Annotated in this window: 19 protein-coding genes and 3 tRNA genes; 9 read left to right on the forward strand and 13 right to left on the reverse strand. The window is 68.9% G+C overall.

The genetic code is table 11. The features are described from left to right. Positions 1-61: 61 nt before the first annotated feature. From AC30CM_RS00275 to AC30CM_RS00285, 3 genes are all read left to right on the forward strand, one after another. Positions 62-964: an alpha/beta fold hydrolase gene (locus AC30CM_RS00275; protein WP_490114812.1), complete on the forward strand. Its 903-nt coding sequence runs from the start codon at positions 62-64 to the stop codon at positions 962-964. Positions 965-1,102: 138 nt separating this feature from the next. Further along, a complete protein-coding gene (locus AC30CM_RS00280) occupies positions 1,103-1,990 on the forward strand; it encodes a cyclopropane mycolic acid synthase family methyltransferase (RefSeq protein WP_490114813.1) in 888 nt (295 codons plus the stop codon). 165 nt (positions 1,991-2,155) lie between these two features. Then, positions 2,156-3,049, forward strand: coding sequence for a cyclopropane mycolic acid synthase family methyltransferase (locus AC30CM_RS00285; protein ID WP_490114814.1), 894 nt, complete (start codon positions 2,156-2,158; stop codon positions 3,047-3,049). A gap of 80 nt (positions 3,050-3,129) precedes the next feature. Here AC30CM_RS00285 and AC30CM_RS00290 read toward each other — a convergent pair whose 3' ends face one another. Continuing rightward, complete coding sequence (locus AC30CM_RS00290) at positions 3,130-4,890, reverse strand: PE-PPE domain-containing protein (RefSeq protein ID WP_490114815.1); 1,761 nt, start codon at positions 4,888-4,890, stop codon at positions 3,130-3,132. 51 nt (positions 4,891-4,941) lie between these two features. Beyond that, on the reverse strand, positions 4,942-5,610 hold the full coding sequence (locus tag AC30CM_RS00295) for a M15 family metallopeptidase (protein ID WP_490115037.1): 669 nt from the start codon (positions 5,608-5,610) through the stop codon (positions 4,942-4,944). Positions 5,611-5,716: 106 nt separating this feature from the next. On the opposite strand from AC30CM_RS00295, the gene AC30CM_RS00300 reads away from it, so the two are divergent. After that, positions 5,717-6,682, forward strand: coding sequence for an endonuclease/exonuclease/phosphatase family protein (locus tag AC30CM_RS00300; RefSeq protein ID WP_490114816.1), 966 nt, complete (start codon positions 5,717-5,719; stop codon positions 6,680-6,682). A 54-nt stretch (positions 6,683-6,736) separates the two neighbouring features. Here AC30CM_RS00300 and rplA read toward each other — a convergent pair whose 3' ends face one another. The 11 genes from rplA to AC30CM_RS00355 all read right to left on the reverse strand — a co-directional run bounded on the left by rplA (position 6,737) and on the right by AC30CM_RS00355 (position 11,695). Next, positions 6,737-7,453: a 50S ribosomal protein L1 gene (gene rplA, locus AC30CM_RS00305; RefSeq protein ID WP_490114817.1), complete on the reverse strand. Its 717-nt coding sequence runs from the start codon at positions 7,451-7,453 to the stop codon at positions 6,737-6,739. Between the two features lie 167 nt (positions 7,454-7,620). Next, positions 7,621-8,049, reverse strand: a complete 429-nt coding sequence (gene rplK / locus AC30CM_RS00310; RefSeq protein ID WP_490114818.1) for a 50S ribosomal protein L11 — start codon at positions 8,047-8,049, stop codon at positions 7,621-7,623. 65 nt (positions 8,050-8,114) lie between these two features. Further along, positions 8,115-8,849: a transcription termination/antitermination protein NusG gene (gene nusG, locus AC30CM_RS00315; protein ID WP_490115038.1), complete on the reverse strand. Its 735-nt coding sequence runs from the start codon at positions 8,847-8,849 to the stop codon at positions 8,115-8,117. A 216-nt stretch (positions 8,850-9,065) separates the two neighbouring features. Continuing rightward, entirely contained in the window at positions 9,066-9,503 is a 438-nt protein-coding gene (gene secE / locus AC30CM_RS00320) for a preprotein translocase subunit SecE (protein WP_490114819.1), read from the reverse strand. 114 nt (positions 9,504-9,617) lie between these two features. Then, positions 9,618-9,690, reverse strand: a tRNA-Trp gene (locus AC30CM_RS00325). Positions 9,691-9,811: 121 nt separating this feature from the next. Beyond that, complete coding sequence (hadC, locus tag AC30CM_RS00330; RefSeq protein ID WP_490114820.1) at positions 9,812-10,330, reverse strand: (3R)-hydroxyacyl-ACP dehydratase subunit HadC; 519 nt, start codon at positions 10,328-10,330, stop codon at positions 9,812-9,814. A gap of 3 nt (positions 10,331-10,333) precedes the next feature. Then, positions 10,334-10,762: a (3R)-hydroxyacyl-ACP dehydratase subunit HadB gene (gene hadB / locus AC30CM_RS00335; RefSeq protein WP_490114821.1), complete on the reverse strand. Its 429-nt coding sequence runs from the start codon at positions 10,760-10,762 to the stop codon at positions 10,334-10,336. Further along, on the reverse strand, positions 10,749-11,225 hold the full coding sequence (hadA, locus tag AC30CM_RS00340) for a (3R)-hydroxyacyl-ACP dehydratase subunit HadA (RefSeq protein ID WP_490114822.1): 477 nt from the start codon (positions 11,223-11,225) through the stop codon (positions 10,749-10,751). The genes hadB and hadA overlap by 14 nt, the downstream gene beginning before the upstream one ends. Before the next feature lie 51 nt (positions 11,226-11,276). Beyond that, entirely contained in the window at positions 11,277-11,444 is a 168-nt protein-coding gene (gene rpmG / locus AC30CM_RS00345; RefSeq protein WP_023985310.1) for a 50S ribosomal protein L33, read from the reverse strand. 36 nt (positions 11,445-11,480) lie between these two features. Next, positions 11,481-11,554, reverse strand: a tRNA-Met gene (locus AC30CM_RS00350). Positions 11,555-11,622: 68 nt separating this feature from the next. Then, positions 11,623-11,695: transfer RNA gene (locus AC30CM_RS00355), tRNA-Thr, on the reverse strand. Between the two features lie 131 nt (positions 11,696-11,826). Here AC30CM_RS00355 and AC30CM_RS00360 point away from each other — a divergent pair. The 5 genes from AC30CM_RS00360 (at position 11,827) to AC30CM_RS00380 (ending at position 15,883) form a co-directional block, all read left to right on the forward strand. Then, a complete protein-coding gene (locus AC30CM_RS00360; protein WP_490114823.1) occupies positions 11,827-12,552 on the forward strand; it encodes an MBL fold metallo-hydrolase in 726 nt (241 codons plus the stop codon). Between the two features lie 114 nt (positions 12,553-12,666). Then, on the forward strand, positions 12,667-13,917 hold the full coding sequence (locus AC30CM_RS00365; protein WP_490114824.1) for a DUF4352 domain-containing protein: 1,251 nt from the start codon (positions 12,667-12,669) through the stop codon (positions 13,915-13,917). A 171-nt stretch (positions 13,918-14,088) separates the two neighbouring features. Beyond that, entirely contained in the window at positions 14,089-14,802 is a 714-nt protein-coding gene (locus AC30CM_RS00370) for a T6SS phospholipase effector Tle1-like catalytic domain-containing protein (protein ID WP_490114825.1), read from the forward strand. Further along, positions 14,766-15,080, forward strand: a complete 315-nt coding sequence (locus AC30CM_RS00375; protein ID WP_490114826.1) for a hypothetical protein — start codon at positions 14,766-14,768, stop codon at positions 15,078-15,080. The genes AC30CM_RS00370 and AC30CM_RS00375 overlap by 37 nt, the downstream gene beginning before the upstream one ends. 92 nt (positions 15,081-15,172) lie before the next feature. Further along, the gene (locus tag AC30CM_RS00380) at positions 15,173-15,883 is read left to right on the forward strand and encodes a crotonase/enoyl-CoA hydratase family protein (protein WP_490114827.1); all 711 of its coding nucleotides are present in this window, start codon (positions 15,173-15,175) and stop codon (positions 15,881-15,883) included. Positions 15,884-15,913: the final 30 nt, after the last annotated feature.

A 15,913-nucleotide genomic window follows, 5' to 3' on the forward strand; every position in this document is an offset into this window, starting at 1 on the left:
CCGTTCCCCGATCACCGTTGCCCCGTCACCACCGAATCCCCGCCACGCACCAGGAGGCCCCGTGGACATCCGTTCCGGCACCGCCCGATCGGGCGATCTCGACATCTACTTCGAGGACATGGGCCATCGGGCCCATCCCGCGGTGGTGCTCATCATGGGCCTGGGCGCGCAGTCGATCCTGTGGCGCGACGGCTTCTGCGAGCTGCTCGTCGACGCCGGCTACCGCGTCGTGCGCTTCGACAACCGCGACGTCGGGCTGTCGAGCAAGGTGGAGGGCCGCCACACCGGCGCGCCGCTGCTCCCGCGCATGGTGCGGTCCTACCTCGGCAAGCCCAGCGACGCGGTGTACACCCTGGAGCACATGGCCGACGACGTCACGGCCGTGCTGGACCACCTGGAGATCGAGCGGGCCCACGTCGTGGGCGCGTCGATGGGCGGGATGATCGCCCAGGTGTTCGCCGCGCGCTACCAGCACCGCATCAAGACCCTCGGCATCATCTTCTCCAGCAACAACCAGCCGCTGCTGCCGCCGCCGGGGTTCAAGCAGCTGCAGGCGGTCACCACCAAGCCGCGGGACGCGTCGCGTGAGGGCATCCTGGCCAACACCGTGCGCGTCGGCAAGGTCATCGGCAGCCCCGCCTTCCAGGTGCCCGAGGAGCAGGCCATGGCCGAGGCCGTCGAGTCCTACGAACGCTCCTACTATCCCGCGGGCGTGGCCAGGCACTTCGGGGCCATCCTCGGCAGCGGCAGCCTGCTGGCCTACGACAAGCAGATCACCGCCCCCACGGTGGTCATCCACGGCAAGGCCGACAAGCTGATGCGGCCGTCGGGCGGCCGCGCCATCGCCAAGGCCATCCGACGGGCCCGGTTCGTGACCTATGACGGCATGGGACACGACCTGCCCGAGCCGCTGTGGGGCGACATCGTCGGTCAACTCACCACGACGTTCGCCGAGGTGCCCTGACGCCCGAATGGGGTTTTGGCGGAACCGACGCGTAAAGTCATTCGACGAGCGCACCGGGGTGCGCGGCTGTTCACCAGCGCAGCAGCCCCACCCGCGAGCCATTCACCTGCCCACCCGCACGCCCAGGAAGGCGCGATCATGGCGAAGGCCGAATCCAAGACCGCGAAGTCGGCACTCAAGCCCCACTTCGACGACGTCCAAGCACACTACGACCTGTCGGACGAGTTCTTCCGGCTGTTCCTCGATCCCAGCCAGATGTACAGCTGCGCCTACTTCGAGCGCGACGACATGACGCTGGAGGAGGCGCAGCGCGCGAAGGTCGACCTGGCGCTGGGCAAGCTGGGCTTGGAGCCGGGCATGACGCTGCTCGACGTAGGTTGCGGCTGGGGTTACACCATGATGCGCGCGATCGAGAAGTACGACGTCAACGTCATCGGGCTGACGCTGTCGGAGAACCAGAAGGCGCACGTCGAGAAGATCTTCGCCGAGTCGCCGAGCCCTCGGACCAAGGAGATCCGCCTCGAGGGGTGGGAGCAGTTCGACCAGCCCGTCGACCGCATCGTGTCGATCGGCGCGTTCGAGCACTTCGGCCGCGACCGCTGGGACGACTTCTTCACCACGGCCTACAAGGTGCTGCCCGACGACGGCGTGATGTTGCTGCACACCATCACGGCGCTGACCATCCCCCAGATGATCGAGAAGGGCATCCCGCTGACGTTCTCGGTGGCGCGGTTCATCAAGTTCATCCTCACCGAGATCTTCCCGGGCGGGTACCTGCCGACGATCGAGCTGGTGGGCGAGCACGCCGGCAAGGCCGGGTTCACCCTGACGCGCGAGCAGTCGCTGCAGCCGCACTACGCCAAGACGCTCGACCACTGGGCGGCGGCGCTGGAGGCTCACAAGGACGAGGCCATAGCGGTGCAGTCCGAAGAGGTCTACGACCGCTACATGCACTACCTCACCGGGTGCGCCGACGCCTTCCGCAAGGGCTACACCGACGTCAACCAGTTCACGCTGGTCAAGTAGCGCGTCATCGTGCCGACGCGTGGCGTTTCCGCCACGGCGTGCGTCCCGGTTAGGGTGTAGGCCTAGCTGCGCGCGTCGGCTCCCCGAGACCGCCGGGATCCGAGCGGGCACACTCACGGCTCGATGGTGCTGCGAGCGAGTTCAGGAAGGCCAAGCAGGAGAAACATGGCTGACAATTCCACCGGTACGAAGGACCTGACGCCTCATTTCGAGGACATCCAGGCCCATTACGACCTGTCCGACGACTTCTTCGGCGTCTTCCAGGATCCGACCCGCAAGTACAGCTGTGCGTACTTCACCGGTCCGCGGGTCACGCTGTCCGAGGCGCAGATCGCCAACGTCGATCAGCACCTGGAACGCTTGGACCTCAAGCCGGGCATGACGCTGCTGGAGGTGGGCTGCGGGTGGGGCCTGACCTTGCAGCGGGCCATGGAGAAGTACGACGTCAACGTCATCGGCCTGACGTTGAGCAAGAACCAGCAGGCCTACTGCAACCAGCTGCTCAGCAACGTCGACAGTGATCGCACGTTCGACGTGCGCCTCGAGGGCTGGGAGCAGTTCCACTCACCGGTGGACCGCATCGTCTCGATCGAGGCCTTCGAGCACTTCGGCTTCGAGCGCTACGACCACTTCTTCAACACCTGCTACGACATCCTGCCCGCCGGGGGTCGCATGACCATCCAGAGCAGCTGCGGCTATCACCCCGACGATCTGCAGGCGCGCGGCAAGAAGCTGACCTTCGAGCTGGCCCGTTTCGCCAAGTTCATCCACGAGGTCATCTTCCCCGGCGGCCGCATCCCGACCACGAAGATGATGGTCGATCACGGGATCAAGGCGGGCTTCACGGTGCCCGAGACGCTGTCGCTGCGCAATCACTACATCAAGACGCTCGGCATCTGGGCGGCCCGCCTGGAACACAACAAGGAGCAGGCCGTCGCCGCTGCCGGCGAAGAGAGCTACAACGACTACATGCGCTACCTCACCGGGTGCCAGTACTACTTCGTCGACGAGGCCCTCGACGTCAGCCTGGTCACCTACGTCAAGCCCGACGCCGCCTAGCGTCGCCCCTCGGGCCTCACGGCCCACGAAAACGCCCCCGGCACGGAGCCGGGGGCGTTTTCGTCGTCGTGAGGCCGCGGTCAGGCCGCCTTCTTGTCCGTTCCCGAGTCCGCGCCCTTGTCGGCGGTCTTGTCGGGCGTCTTCGCCGAATCGGTGTCGGCCTTCTTGGGTTCGGCCTTCTTGGGCTCGGCCTTGACGGGCTTGCTCGCCGTCTTGGTCTTGGCCTGGCCGGCATCACCGGCCGCGGCATCCTTCTTCGCCGCGGGGGTGCCGTCCGTGGCGTCGGTGTCCTTCGCCGTGCCGTTCGTGGCGTCGGTACCCGTCGCCGGAGAACCGGTGGTGCCCGTACCCGTGGTGTCCGTGGCCGTGGTGCCCGTGGCCGTGGTGCCCGTGGCCGTGGTGCCCGTGGCCGTGGTGTCCGAGGCCGTGGTGCCCGAGGCCGTGGTGCCCGTGGCCGTGGTGCCCGTGGCCGGCTCGGTGGACGTCGCCTCGGTCGCCTTCACCTCGGTCGCCGTCACCTCGGTCGTCTTCGCCTGGGACAGCTGGGCAGGCGTGGCCTCGCCGCCATCGACGGCCAGCGTCCGTGCCGCCGCGTTCGCGTCCTTGGCGGCCACGTCCACACCGGTCTGCGCCGCGAGCACCGACGTCTGGGGCGTCTGCGCGGGCGCCGGTGCCGGCACCAGAGACGGCGGCGTCGACGGCAGACCCAGGTCGCGCAGGAACGCCTGCACGCCTGCCCCGGTCGCGTTGAACAGCTTCACGGCCACCGCTCCCCAGTCCTGGAAGGGGTTGAACGGCAGCACCGACAGCGGCGTGGCCACCCCGGGGTTGCCCGAGTAGTCGTAGCCGAGTTCGGCCAGTTCCCGCCATACCGGGGCGACCAGGTCGACGACGGGCTTGACCAGGGGCAGCAGCGCGCTCGGCGTCGACTGCAGCACGAAATCCGCGATGGGCAGCGACGTCGCCGGGATCACGACGTACTTGTTGCCGTACTGATCCAGGCGGCAGTTCTGTCCGACGTTGCACGCCAGGGCGGCCGGCAGCGTGGTGTCGGTGTAGCCGTAGGGCAGCGTGCCGGTCGGACTGTTGCCGTTGGGGTCCAGATAGTCGCCGTGCACGGTGAACAGCGCCGCCACGGCGTTGATCATCGCGAACGCGTTGCCCCAGTAGCGCGGGGCGTCGGCGACGGGGTCGTAGTGGAACGCGTAGCTGGTGAAGTCGACCCCGGTCGCCGGGTTCACGGGCGGGCCCAGGGTGACGTTGAGGATCGGGATGTAGCGCAGGAAGCCCAGCCGCGACCAGAGTCCGCCGTCGGGGGTCTCGATGCCGCCGATCGTCACCACCTGGATGCGCGCCTTGTCCGCCGCGCTCAACCCGGCGATGTAGCTGCTCATCACGTTGGAGACCACGGCGCCGCCCTGCGAGTAGCCGAAGACGATCATCTGCTCGGTGGTGGTGGTGAGGTAGTTGCTCAGCTGCGTCTGCAGGGCGGTGGCGCCCTGGCCCACCGATTCGTCCCACTTGTCGCAGCCGTCGGGGCCGGATCGGCACCAGCCGGGGAACGGGATGGGCCAGAAGGACGCCGGATAGTTGATGCCGACGAGGTTCTGGTCGGGGCAGTTCGCCCCGGTGGGACCGCAGGCGGTCGTCGTCAGATACCGATCGCGCGCCTGTTCCAGATAGTCGTTGACGATGTTGGCGTTGGGGGTTCCCGTGCCGGGGACGATGAGCGCGACGGCGCCGAACGCCAGTGCCGCACCGAAGAACGAGCCGACGGCGAGCGCAATCGCCGACAGGAAGGAGAGGGCGGCGACCAGCAGCGCCTTGGTGGACTTACGCACGGGTAAACGATCACACACCGACGGCCAAGATCGGTGCCGATCCGATGATTCTCAGTTCACCGGGACGTCCAAGATGGGGCGCGGGTCCTTGGCGCCGGGGCCGTCGAAATGCCACCACTCACCCGAGTACGGCGTGAGCCCGCCCGCCTGCATGGCGTCGCGCAGCAGAGCCCGGTTGGCCTGCTGCGCCGCGGTCACGCCGTCGGTGGCGTACGCCAGGCTGCGCGGCGTGAAGTCGTCGAATCCGGTGCCCATGTCCAACAGCCGCCCATGGTGCGCGTCGGCGAGCGTCAGGTCCACCGACCGGCCCGACTCGTGGCTGCGGGCGTACTCCGAGGGCCGCGCCACCCAGTTCGGGTTCGGGACGGCCTGAAACATCCGCACCTGCACGTCGTGGGGCCGGTAACAGTCCCAGAACACCATCGCCAAGCCCCGTGCGCGCAGTCGGTCGGCCGCGACCGCAAGGCCGGGTGCCATCGACTCGTGGATCAGGCAGCGGGCGTCGGCCGGGTAGAGCGCGATGCCGACGAAGTTGTCGGCCGTGGCGTAGCGCAGGTCGACGATGGCGTCGGGCACCACCGCGCGCACGTCCAGCAGGCCCGCCGCGCTGGCCTGCGGGGACACCGGCGGCGGTTCGGCTGAGGCGGGCGAGGCGGCGATCACTGCGGCGCACACTACCCCGAGTACCGATCCGATCACGGCGCACGGCCACCTGAGCATCATCGACCGTGATTCTGCCCCATCCGGCGTTGCCGGCCGCACCGGCGATACTGGTGTCTCCTGCGTCGGGCGTCGCCTGGTGCGTCGACCGTCGGAGGTATCTGAAGTGCGCAGCGCACACCGGGCGATGAGTGCCGTCATGGGCTACGGACTGCTCGCCGCGGGCTGCGGTGGGCTGCTGGCGCGCTACCTCCCCATTCCCGGGCATCCGGTGCTCTACCTGGTGGTGGCCTCGCCCCTGCTGCTGTGGGCCATACCCGCCGCGTTCGTGGTGTTGCTGGCCTCCCGTCGGCGGGTCGCCGCGACCGGCGCGGCGGTGCTGTCGGTGGCGATCGTGGGCGTGCAGGCACCCTGGTACGTCCCGGCCTCCGCCGATTCGGGCGGGACGGCGTTGCGCATCATGACCATCAACATGCTGTTCGGCCGCGCCGAACCCGGTGCGCTCGTCCGCGCCGCGCGCGAGCGCGCCGACGTCGTGATGGTCCAGGAACTCACCGACGACGCCGCGGCGGGGATGGCCGCGGCGGGGATGGCCGACGACTTCCCGTACTCGGCGCTCGACGTCCAGCCCGACGCCCGGGGCGTCGGCATCTACAGCCGACACCGGATGGTCGATTCGGAGAGCATCGACGGCTACAACCTGGCGATGGTCACCGCGCGCATCCGCGTCGACGGCGTGCCCCGCGATCCGACGCTGCTGTCGGTGCACCTGGCGGCGCCGTGGCCCCAGCCGATCGGCGACTGGCAACGTGACATCACCCGGCTGCCCGGCACCCTGACCGACCTCGCGGCCCGGGCGGACGGTGGTGCGGTGGTGGTCGGCGGCGACTTCAACGCCACCGTGGACATGCGTCCGTTCCGCGCGCTGCTCTCTGGCGGCTATCGCGACGCCGCCGAGCAGTCGGGGGCCGGGCGTCAGCCGACGTTCCCCGCGAACCGCCGCATCCCTGCGGTACTCGGCATCGATCACGTGGTGACGCGGGCCGCCACGGCCACGTCGACGACCACGGTCGAGGTGCCCGGCACCGATCACCGCGCACTCGTCGTGACCGTCTCGCTGCCGCGGACATGAACGAGACCAGCCCCGGCACGAGCGTGCCGGGGCTGGTGTCGAGAACGGTGCGGGCTAGGCCTGCGCCTCCTCGGTGAAGTTGCGCGTCACGGAGGGGTCGACGGGGATGCCGGGGCCCGTGGTGGTCGAGACCGTGACCTTCTTCAGGTACCGGCCCTTCGACGACGACGGCTTGGCACGCAGGATCTCGTCGAGCGCTGCGCCGTAGTTCTCGGCGAGCTTCGTGTCGTCGAACGACGCCTTGCCGATGACGAAGTGCAGGTTGGCCTGCTTGTCGACACGGAAGTTGATCTTGCCGCCCTTGATGTCGTTGACGGCCTTGGTCACGTCGGGCGTGACGGTACCGGTCTTGGGGTTCGGCATCAGACCGCGCGGGCCCAGCACACGGGCGATCTTGCCGACCTTGGCCATCTGGTCGGGCGTGGCGATGGCCGCGTCGAACTCCAGCCAGCCGCCCTGGATCTTCTCGATCAGGTCGTCACTACCGACGGCATCGGCGCCGGCGGCCTGCGCGGCCTCGGCCTTGTCACCGACCGCGAACACCACGACGCGGGCGGTCTTGCCGGTGCCATGCGGCAGGTTGACGGTGCCGCGCACCATCTGGTCGGCCTTACGCGGGTCGACGCCCAGGCGGATGGCGACCTCGACGGTGGCGTCCTGCTTCTTCGAGGACGTCTCCTTGGCCAGACGGGCGGCCTCGAGCGGCGTGTACAGGTTGTCGCGATCCACCTTCGCGGCGGCTTCGCGATACGCCTTGCTGGTCTTGCTCATTGTGATCTCCAGTTCAGAGGGTGTGGTTGGCGGGCCGAAGCGGGCCCTTCCACGAATTGCCTTGGTTGCTACTCGACCGACCCGATGGGCCGATCCGCGAGCTACTCGACCGACCCGATGGGCCGATCCGCAAGCTACTCGACCGACCCCATGGGTCGATCCGCAAGCTACTCGACCGTGATACCCATCGACCGAGCAGTGCCCGCGATGATCTTCGCGGCCTGATCGACGTCGTTGGCGTTGAGGTCTTCCTTCTTGGTCTCGGCGATCTCGCGCACCTGGTCCCAGGTCACCTTGGCGACCTTGGTCTTGTGCGGCTCTGCCGAACCCTTCTGCACGCCTGCGGCCTTGAGCAGCAGCTTGGCGGCGGGCGGGGTCTTCAGCGCGAAGGTGAACGTGCGGTCCTCGTAGACGGTGATCTCCACGGGGATGACGTTTCCGCGCTGCGACTCCGTCGCGGCGTTGTACGCCTTGCAGAACTCCATGATGTTGACGCCGTGCTGACCGAGCGCAGGGCCGACCGGCGGGGCGGGGTTGGCCTGCCCGGCCTGGATCTGCAGCTTGATCAGCCCGGAGACCTTCTTCTTCGGGGGCATGGTGTGGTGTTTCCTTACTTGCATCCGTGGGCGCGGCGCGCCCGCTTCTCTAGCCCGGAACGGGGCTAAATCTTGGCGACCTGGGTGAAGGTCAGTTCGACGGGCGTCTCGCGGCCGAAGATCGACACCAACACCTTGAGCTTCTGCTGCTCGGCGTTGACCTCGCTGATCGACGCGGGCAGCGTCGCGAACGGCCCGTCCATGACGGTGACCGACTCGCCGACCTCGAAGTCCACCAGGATCTCGGGCCGCTCCAGCGTGGCCTCGGTGGAGGCGGCTGCGGTGGCGGCAGTGGCCTTGCCGGGCTTCTTGGCCGCGGCCGGCGGCAGCAGGAACTTCACGACGTCGTCGAGGGCCAGCGGGGACGGCCGCGACGTGGCGCCGACGAATCCGGTGACGCCCGGCGTGTTGCGCACGGCGCCCCACGACTCGTCGTTGAGTTCCATGCGCACCAGGATGTAGCCCGGCAGCACCTTGCGGTTGACCTGCTTGCGCTGGCCGTTCTTGATCTCGGTGACCTCTTCGGTGGGCACCTCGACCTGGAAGATGTAGTCGCCGACGTCCAGGTTCTGCACGCGGGTCTCGAGGTTGGCCTTCACCTTGTTCTCGTAACCGGCGTAGCTGTGGATGACATACCAGTCGCCGGGGCGCCTGCGCAGGTCCTTCTTCAGCGCGACCGCGGGATCTTCGTCCTCGCCTTCCTCGACCGGCGCCTCGGCGTCGCCGGCCCCGGCATCGATGTCGGCGTCGCCGGCGTCGGTGTCGTCAGCCTCGGCGTCCGCCTCGACCGCAGCGGCCACGTCGTCGACGTCGGCGGCGGGTTCGACGGCTTCGGCCGTGGACTGTTCGAGCTGCTCCGCTGCCGTGCTGGCGACGACCGTCGCCGGATCTGCGGCCTCGACGCGTGCGTCGGACACCTCCTGCGGCGATCGGTCGCTGCCGTAACCGGTCGGCGTACCGTCGTCGAAACTCGTCACATCAATCCTCTCCAGGTGCAGCTCGTCGGGTGGGGCGGGTCAGCCGAACACCCACGTGACGAGCTTGGCGAAGCCGAAGTCGACTCCGCCGATCAGCGCCACCATGAACGCCAGGAACACCAGCACCACGGTGGTGTAGCTGATCATCTGCTTGCGGTTCGGCCAGATGACCTTGCGCAGCTCGGCGACGACCTGCTTCAGGTAGTTGAAGACGAAGGCGAAGGGGTTGCGGCTCGGGCCGTCCTTCTTCTTGACCTTCGGCTTCTTGCCGTCACCGTTCTTGGTGGTGGCGGCGTCGGTCTCCGGGGCGGTCTCGGTGCTGACGTCGCGCCGGGTTCGCTTGCCGGTGGGCCGCTGCGGCTTGGTGGCCACGGCGGTGCTGCGACCGGTGTCGGCAGTGCCGGTGTCGCCGCCTGCGGTGCCCTCGATGTCCGTCCCGTCGCCTGCGGAGCCGGCACCGTCGCGCTCGTCGCTCACCGCATGCCTCCGCTTCTGGTCGGTCGTATCGTGCTCGTCATGTCGTCGTCGTCATGTCGTCGTGGCCAGTGTGGACACCTTCCAGTGTGCACACGTGTCCAGTATTCAGTTGAGCAGGGGCGACAGGACTTGAACCTGCAACCTGCGGTTTTGGAGACCGCTGCTCTGCCAATTGAGCTACGCCCCTTCATCCGGGGTCTCACACAATTCGCGCGCTCCCCGATTCGGTCGATACGCAACCGACGGACAGCGCGCTGAATTGGGCAGAACCCCGAGGACCGAGTGTACAACGGCCCGTGTTCCAGTTACTAATCCGTAGCGGCCACCTCGGCGGTGCGCACGACCTGGCCGGTTTCCGGATCCCATTTCATCGAGACCGAGTTGTCGCCCTCGTGGCCCATCAGCGTGGTGAAGGCCTCCATCACCACCTCGCCGTCGACGGTGGCGCAGACGTTGCGGGTGGTGACGATGTCGGCGCCGAAGCGCTCGTCGACCGACTCGATGTGCATGGTGCCGGTGAGGGCGTCGCCGACCCGGATGGGCCGGTGGAACGTGAACTTCTGGTCCACCTGCAGGATCTGCAGCGTCTCCAGGCCGATGTCGACGTGCTGGAAGAAGTGATTCTGGATCATCACCGCGAAGATCGAGGCGAACGTCAGCGGCGCGATGGGCGACGGGTGCCCCAACTCGGTGGCGGCGTCGTCGTCGACGGTCGCCGGGTGCGCCGACTTCACGGCGTTGGCGTATTGCCGCACCTGCTCGCGGCCCACGACGAACGTGTCCGGGTACTTCCACACCATCCCGCGGATGTCGGTCTTGAGCGCCATGGGTCAGGCCAGCTTCGCGGTGGCGACGGCGCGACCGAAGATCTTCTTGCCGCCGGCGGTGGCCGACAGCGCGATCACGACCGACTTCGCCTCGGCGTCGACGGACTTCACGCGTCCGGAGAACACGATCTCGGCACCGACGCCGTCGTTGGGGACGGGCACGACGGCGGTGAAGCGCACGTTGTACTCGGTGACGGCGGCGGGGTCGCCCACCCAGTCGGTGACGTAGCCGCCGCCGAGGCCCATGGTGAGCATGCCGTGGGCGATGGCCGTGTCGAGGCCGACCTGCTTGGCGATCTCGTCGTCCCAGTGGATGGGGTTGAGGTCACCGGAGACCCCGGCGTAGTTGACCAGGTCCGCCCGGGTCAGCGGGATCACCTTCTCGGGAAGCTGGTCGCCCACCTTCACCGAATCGAACTCACGCAGTGCCATCGTTGAAACCCTCTTCTCCTTCACCCGATCGACCCGCCAGGGTCGTGTAGGTCTCCTGAACCACGGCACCGGTCTCGTCGGTGATGATGGTCTTGAGCGCGACGATGTCGACGCCGTGCGACTGGCGGACCGAGTCGGCGTATACGTCGCAGAACAGTTTGTCGCCCGCGAAGATCGGCTTGGCGAACTTCAGCACCTGGTCGACCTGGACGATCTGCATGTCGGACACGCCGATTCCGGCGTCCTGGAAGAACGCGAACTGCGCCTGATAGCCGAAGACCGAGATGAAGGTCAGGGGCGCGGCGAGCCCCGGGTGGCCTAGCTGGGCGGCGGCGGCGTCGTCGTGGTGCGCGGGATGGTCGTTCTTGACCGCGCCCGCGTACTCGCGGATCTTCTCGCGGCCCACCTCGTAGTGCTCGGGGTGGCGATAGTGCCTACCGACGAGCTTCGAAGAGAGAGCCACAGTTAGCGAACCTAACCGGTCACCCCTGGGCGTGGCCCACGGGGGGACGCGTCAGCGCGATTCCTTGTGCGGCTGGTGGTGACCGCAGTTCGGGCAGAACTTCTTGATCTCCAGCCGGTCCGGGTCGTTGCGGCGGTTCTTCTTGGTGATGTAGTTGCGGTGCTTGCACACCTCGCAGGCCAAGGTGATCTTGGGCCGTACGTCGGTACTGGAGGCCACGTCAGTCGTCCTTCGTCACTAATCAATACTTGCTTGTAGCGGTGGGGGGACTCGATCCCCCGACCTCACGATTATGAGTCGTGCGCTCTAACCAGCTGAGCTACACCGCCCCGATGAGAACCCCGGACCAACGTCCGCCTCGGGTTTCCCCCGTCGCGTCGCTCGCCCGGATCCACCGAGCCCCCTAACGGAATCGAACCGTTGACCTTTTCCTTACCATGGAAACGCTCTGCCGACTGAGCTAAGGGGGCGTCTGCTCGCCTTCCGACGAACCTTGAAGAGGGTACAGGCTGGCGGTTTCAGTCGCCAAACCGCATGGCGGCGACGGCCCTGGCCTGCGGTTCGAGCGCACGGGCTCCCAGCCGACTCGTAGGGTGAGGGCATGTCCAGCGCCACCGAGAACGACCGTCTGTACTTCCGGCAGCTGCTGTCCGGACGTGACTTCGCCGTCGGGGATCCGATCGCCGAGCAGATGCGCAACTTCGCCTATCTCATCGGTGACCGCAGCACCGGCGAGACGCTGGTGGTCGATCCGGCGTACGCGGCGGGCGATCTCGCCGACGTCGCCGAGGCCGACGGCATGCGGTTGTCCGGGGTGCTGGTCACCCATCACCACCCCGATCACGTCGGCGGCTCGATGATGGGCTTCGAACTCAAGGGGCTTGCCGAACTGTTGGAGCGGGTGAGCCTGCCCGTGCACGTCAACTCCCACGAGGTCGACTGGGTGTCGCGGATCACCGGCATCGCGGCCTCCGATCTGACGGCCCACGATCACGGCGACAAGGTGGCCGTGGGTGACGTGGAGATCGAGCTGCTGCACACGCCCGGGCACACGCCAGGCAGCCAGTGCTTCCTGCTCGACGGCCGCCTGGTGGCGGGCGACACCCTCTTCCTGGAGGGGTGCGGTCGCACCGACTTCCCCGGCGGCAACGTCGATGACATGTTCCGCAGCCTGCAGGCGTTGGCGGCGTTGCCGGGCGACCCCACGGTGTTCCCCGGGCACTGGTACTCCGCGGCGCCCAGCGCGCCGTTGGCCGAGGTGCGCAGCACCAACTACGTCTACCGCGCGAGCAGCCTCGAGCAGTGGCGCACGGTGATGGGTGGGTGATCCCGGGGCCGGGGTCGAAAGGGCGCACTGCCCATCCACCTGCGATATCGTGCCCCTTCGCAGCCGCGCCGATTCGCAGCGCCCTGGCAGGCGCGTGACAGGGAGGACCCTGCGATGACCACCCCACCCACGCCCGCCGGTTGGTATCCCGACCACGAGGTGCCGGGCGGCCAGCGGTACTGGGACGGCACGACCTGGACCGAGCATCGCATCCCCGCGCCGCCCCAGCAGCCGCCGGCACCCCCGGAGCCGGCTGAGCCGCAGCAGCCGGCAGAGCCGGCAGAGCCGCAGCAGCCGGCAGAGCCGGCTGAGCCGCAGCAGCCGGCAGAGCCGGCTGAGCCGCAGCAGCCGGCAGAGCCGGCTGAGCCGCAGCTGCCGGCAGAGCCGGCGGTGTTCGAGCCGCCGACGTTCGAGACCTTCGAGACCCCGTCCTTCGAGTCGATCTCGGCGGGTTCGTTCGAGACGCCCGCACCTCCGCCGCCGTCGGCCGAGGCGCAGGCCGCCGCGACGGCCGAGTTCGGCGAGTTCGGCGCCGCGGCCGCGGCCACCGAGGCGTTCGCCTATTCACGGGACCGCGACGACACCGACACCACCGACACCGCCACCGACACCGACGCCGGGCCCGTCACCTACCACCCGCCGGCACCGCCCGCGTCCTCGACGGCGGCCTACACCGCCGACGCCACCACCGACGCCACCGCCACGATGGCGTCGCCCGTGCCGGGCGCGTACGAGCCCGCCGCGGGCTGGGCGGCGCCCGACGGCGGTCCCGACGATCGCAAGCTGGTGCTGCGCTACCTCGGCGGCATCGCCGCGCTGTTGGTCGTGCTGATCCTGATCCTGGTGTACGCCTTCGCCATTCGCGACACCGGCAGCGGCGCCGCGGTGTCGGACACGTCGCAGGAGCCCAGTCCTGCGTCGGAATCGGCGTCGGGAACGCTCTCGGGTCAGGACGCTCCGCCTGCGGCCGCGCCACCGGCGGCGCCCGGCGACGGCCAGGTGGCCGACGGCCCGTTCACGTTCGCGATCTCCGGCACCGAGAGCGGCACCACCATCACGTCGGACGTCAACGAGTTCCTCGAGAAGACGGCCGTCGGCGAGTTCTTCGTCGTGTATCTGACGGTCGGCAACACCGGGGCCGAGCCGCAGAACTTCGCGTCGGCCCAGCAGGTGCTCAAGGAGGGTGCGAACACGTTCGCGCCGGACGACGAGGCGTCGTCCTACATGGGCGGCGGGGTCGTCACGGTCAATCCAGGCGACGTCGTGGAGACCGCCGTGGCATTCGACATCCCCGCGGGCACGGTGCCCACCGCCATCGAGGTGCACGGGGTTCCCGGCGGGCCGGGCGTCGACCTCCCGCTGTGAGCGGGCCGTCGGACACCTGACGACGCGGCGGGATCGTTCCCGTCGCAACGTTCGAGCCGGTGGCCCGCCGCTTTCTCGGCGAATCCCCGAACTTTTCCCAACGCCGTTGGCACACTAGACGTTCGGCGACTCGGGTCACTGGCGACCCGGGGTTTCGATGGGCAGGTTTCGATGAGCGACATCGTGCTGTGCTTCGATCAGGTCGGTCGTCCCTTCGACGGCCGCGGGGGGACCCACGCGACCAGGCTCTTCGGCAGCGTGGAACATTCCGCCGTCCAATCCGTCTGGTATCACGGCGGTGTCGGCACGGGCCGCCGCGACGATCGGCGCGCGCAGGTCCGCGACGCCGTCGCCGGCGCCTACGCCTTCGTGCGGGAGCACTGGTCCCGCGGCGACCGGCTGCTGGTGTTCGGCGTGGGTCGGGCCGCCTCCCGCGCGCGGGCCCTGACGCGGCTGCTGGACACCGTCGGCGTCCTCCCCGACGACCTGGACCAGCTGCGTGACTACGCGATCGACGCGCACGCCCTCCCCCGCACCCCACGCACGCCGCAGGACTGGCGGCGGCTGCGCGACACCTACGCGGCGCTCGACGACGACGTGCGTCCGGTGACGGTGGACTACCTGGGCCTCTGGGATGCCCGTCCCGACGCGTCCGCGACGAGACCGGACTCGGACCCGCCGACCGTCCGCGCGGGCCGCCACGCCATGGCGGCCGACGGCGTGCCCGCTCCGCGGCGGCATCCGCTCACCTGCACGGGCCTGGAGCAGGCCTGGTTCCGCGGCGACCACCGTGACGTGACGGGTGGACCTGGCGCGTGTGAACCGTGGCGCACATCACCTTCGATTGGGTGCTCGACGGCGCCCTGGAGGCCGGGCTGCGCCTGACCGACGCGGCGCTGCGTCCGTACCCTCGGCACGCCGACGCGTTGGCGGGCAGCGTGCGATCACCGGCGATCCGCAGGGTCCCGGAGGGCGCCCTGGTGCACGCGTCGGTGCACGCCTACGTCCAGGCGCACCCGGAGTACTGGCGCCGCTTGCCCGCGCGCGTGGTGTGGACCGACCCCGACTGGCTCGCCCGCGGGGAACGGCTGCTGCCCACCGCCCCCACCGACCGCGCCGCCGCTGCCCCCCGGGACGGCGACGTCGCGGCGCTCGCGTCCTGACCTCGCCGCGCACCGCCACCGCCGGGCGTCAGCCGGGTGCCCGGCCGGGTGTCAGTAGCATCGGCTCGAACATCCGATCGCGAGGAGAGTCGATGAGCCACGTCACCTATGCCCGGCAGGAGTCCGTCGCGACGATCACGCTGGACGACGGCAAGGTCAACGTGCTGTCACCCACCATGCAGGGGTTCGTCAACGAGGCCCTCGACAGCGCCGAGCAGGGTGCGCGCGACGGCGAGGTCAAGGCCGTCGTGCTGGCGGGCAACTCGCGCGTGTTGAGCGCGGGTTTCGATCTCGGGGTCTTCAACTCGGGTGATGCGGAGGCCGCGCTCGGCATGCTGGCGGGCGGTTTCGAGCTGTCGGTGCGGCTGCTGACCTTCCCCGTCCCCGTGATCATCGCGGCCACCGGCCCCGCCATCGCCATGGGTTCGTTCCTGCTGTGTTCCGGCGATCACCGGGTGGGCTCGCCCCGGTCCCGGTGCCAGGCCAACGAGGTGGCGATCGGGATGGTGCTGCCCATCTCGGCCATCGAGATCCTGCGGATGCGGTTGACTCCGGCCGCATACCAGCGCGCGGTGTCGCTGGCCACGGTGTTCGCCGGCGATGCCGCCGTCGCAGCGGGTTTCCTCGACGAGATCGTCGAGGAGGGTGAGGTCCTGGCCCGTGCCCACGAGGTGGCGGCCGAGGCGGCGGCGACCCTGAACCCGCGCGCCCACGTGGCGTCGAAGATCAAGGCGCGGGCGCACGCGCTCAAGGAGATCAAGGCCGGGATCGACGGGTTGGCAGCGGAGTTCACCGCCAGTTAGGCGTCCGGGCGCTCCCGTCGAGCGCCTAGG

It is taken from the genome of Mycobacterium sp. DHQP2018-32-09, from assembly GCF_058148405.1.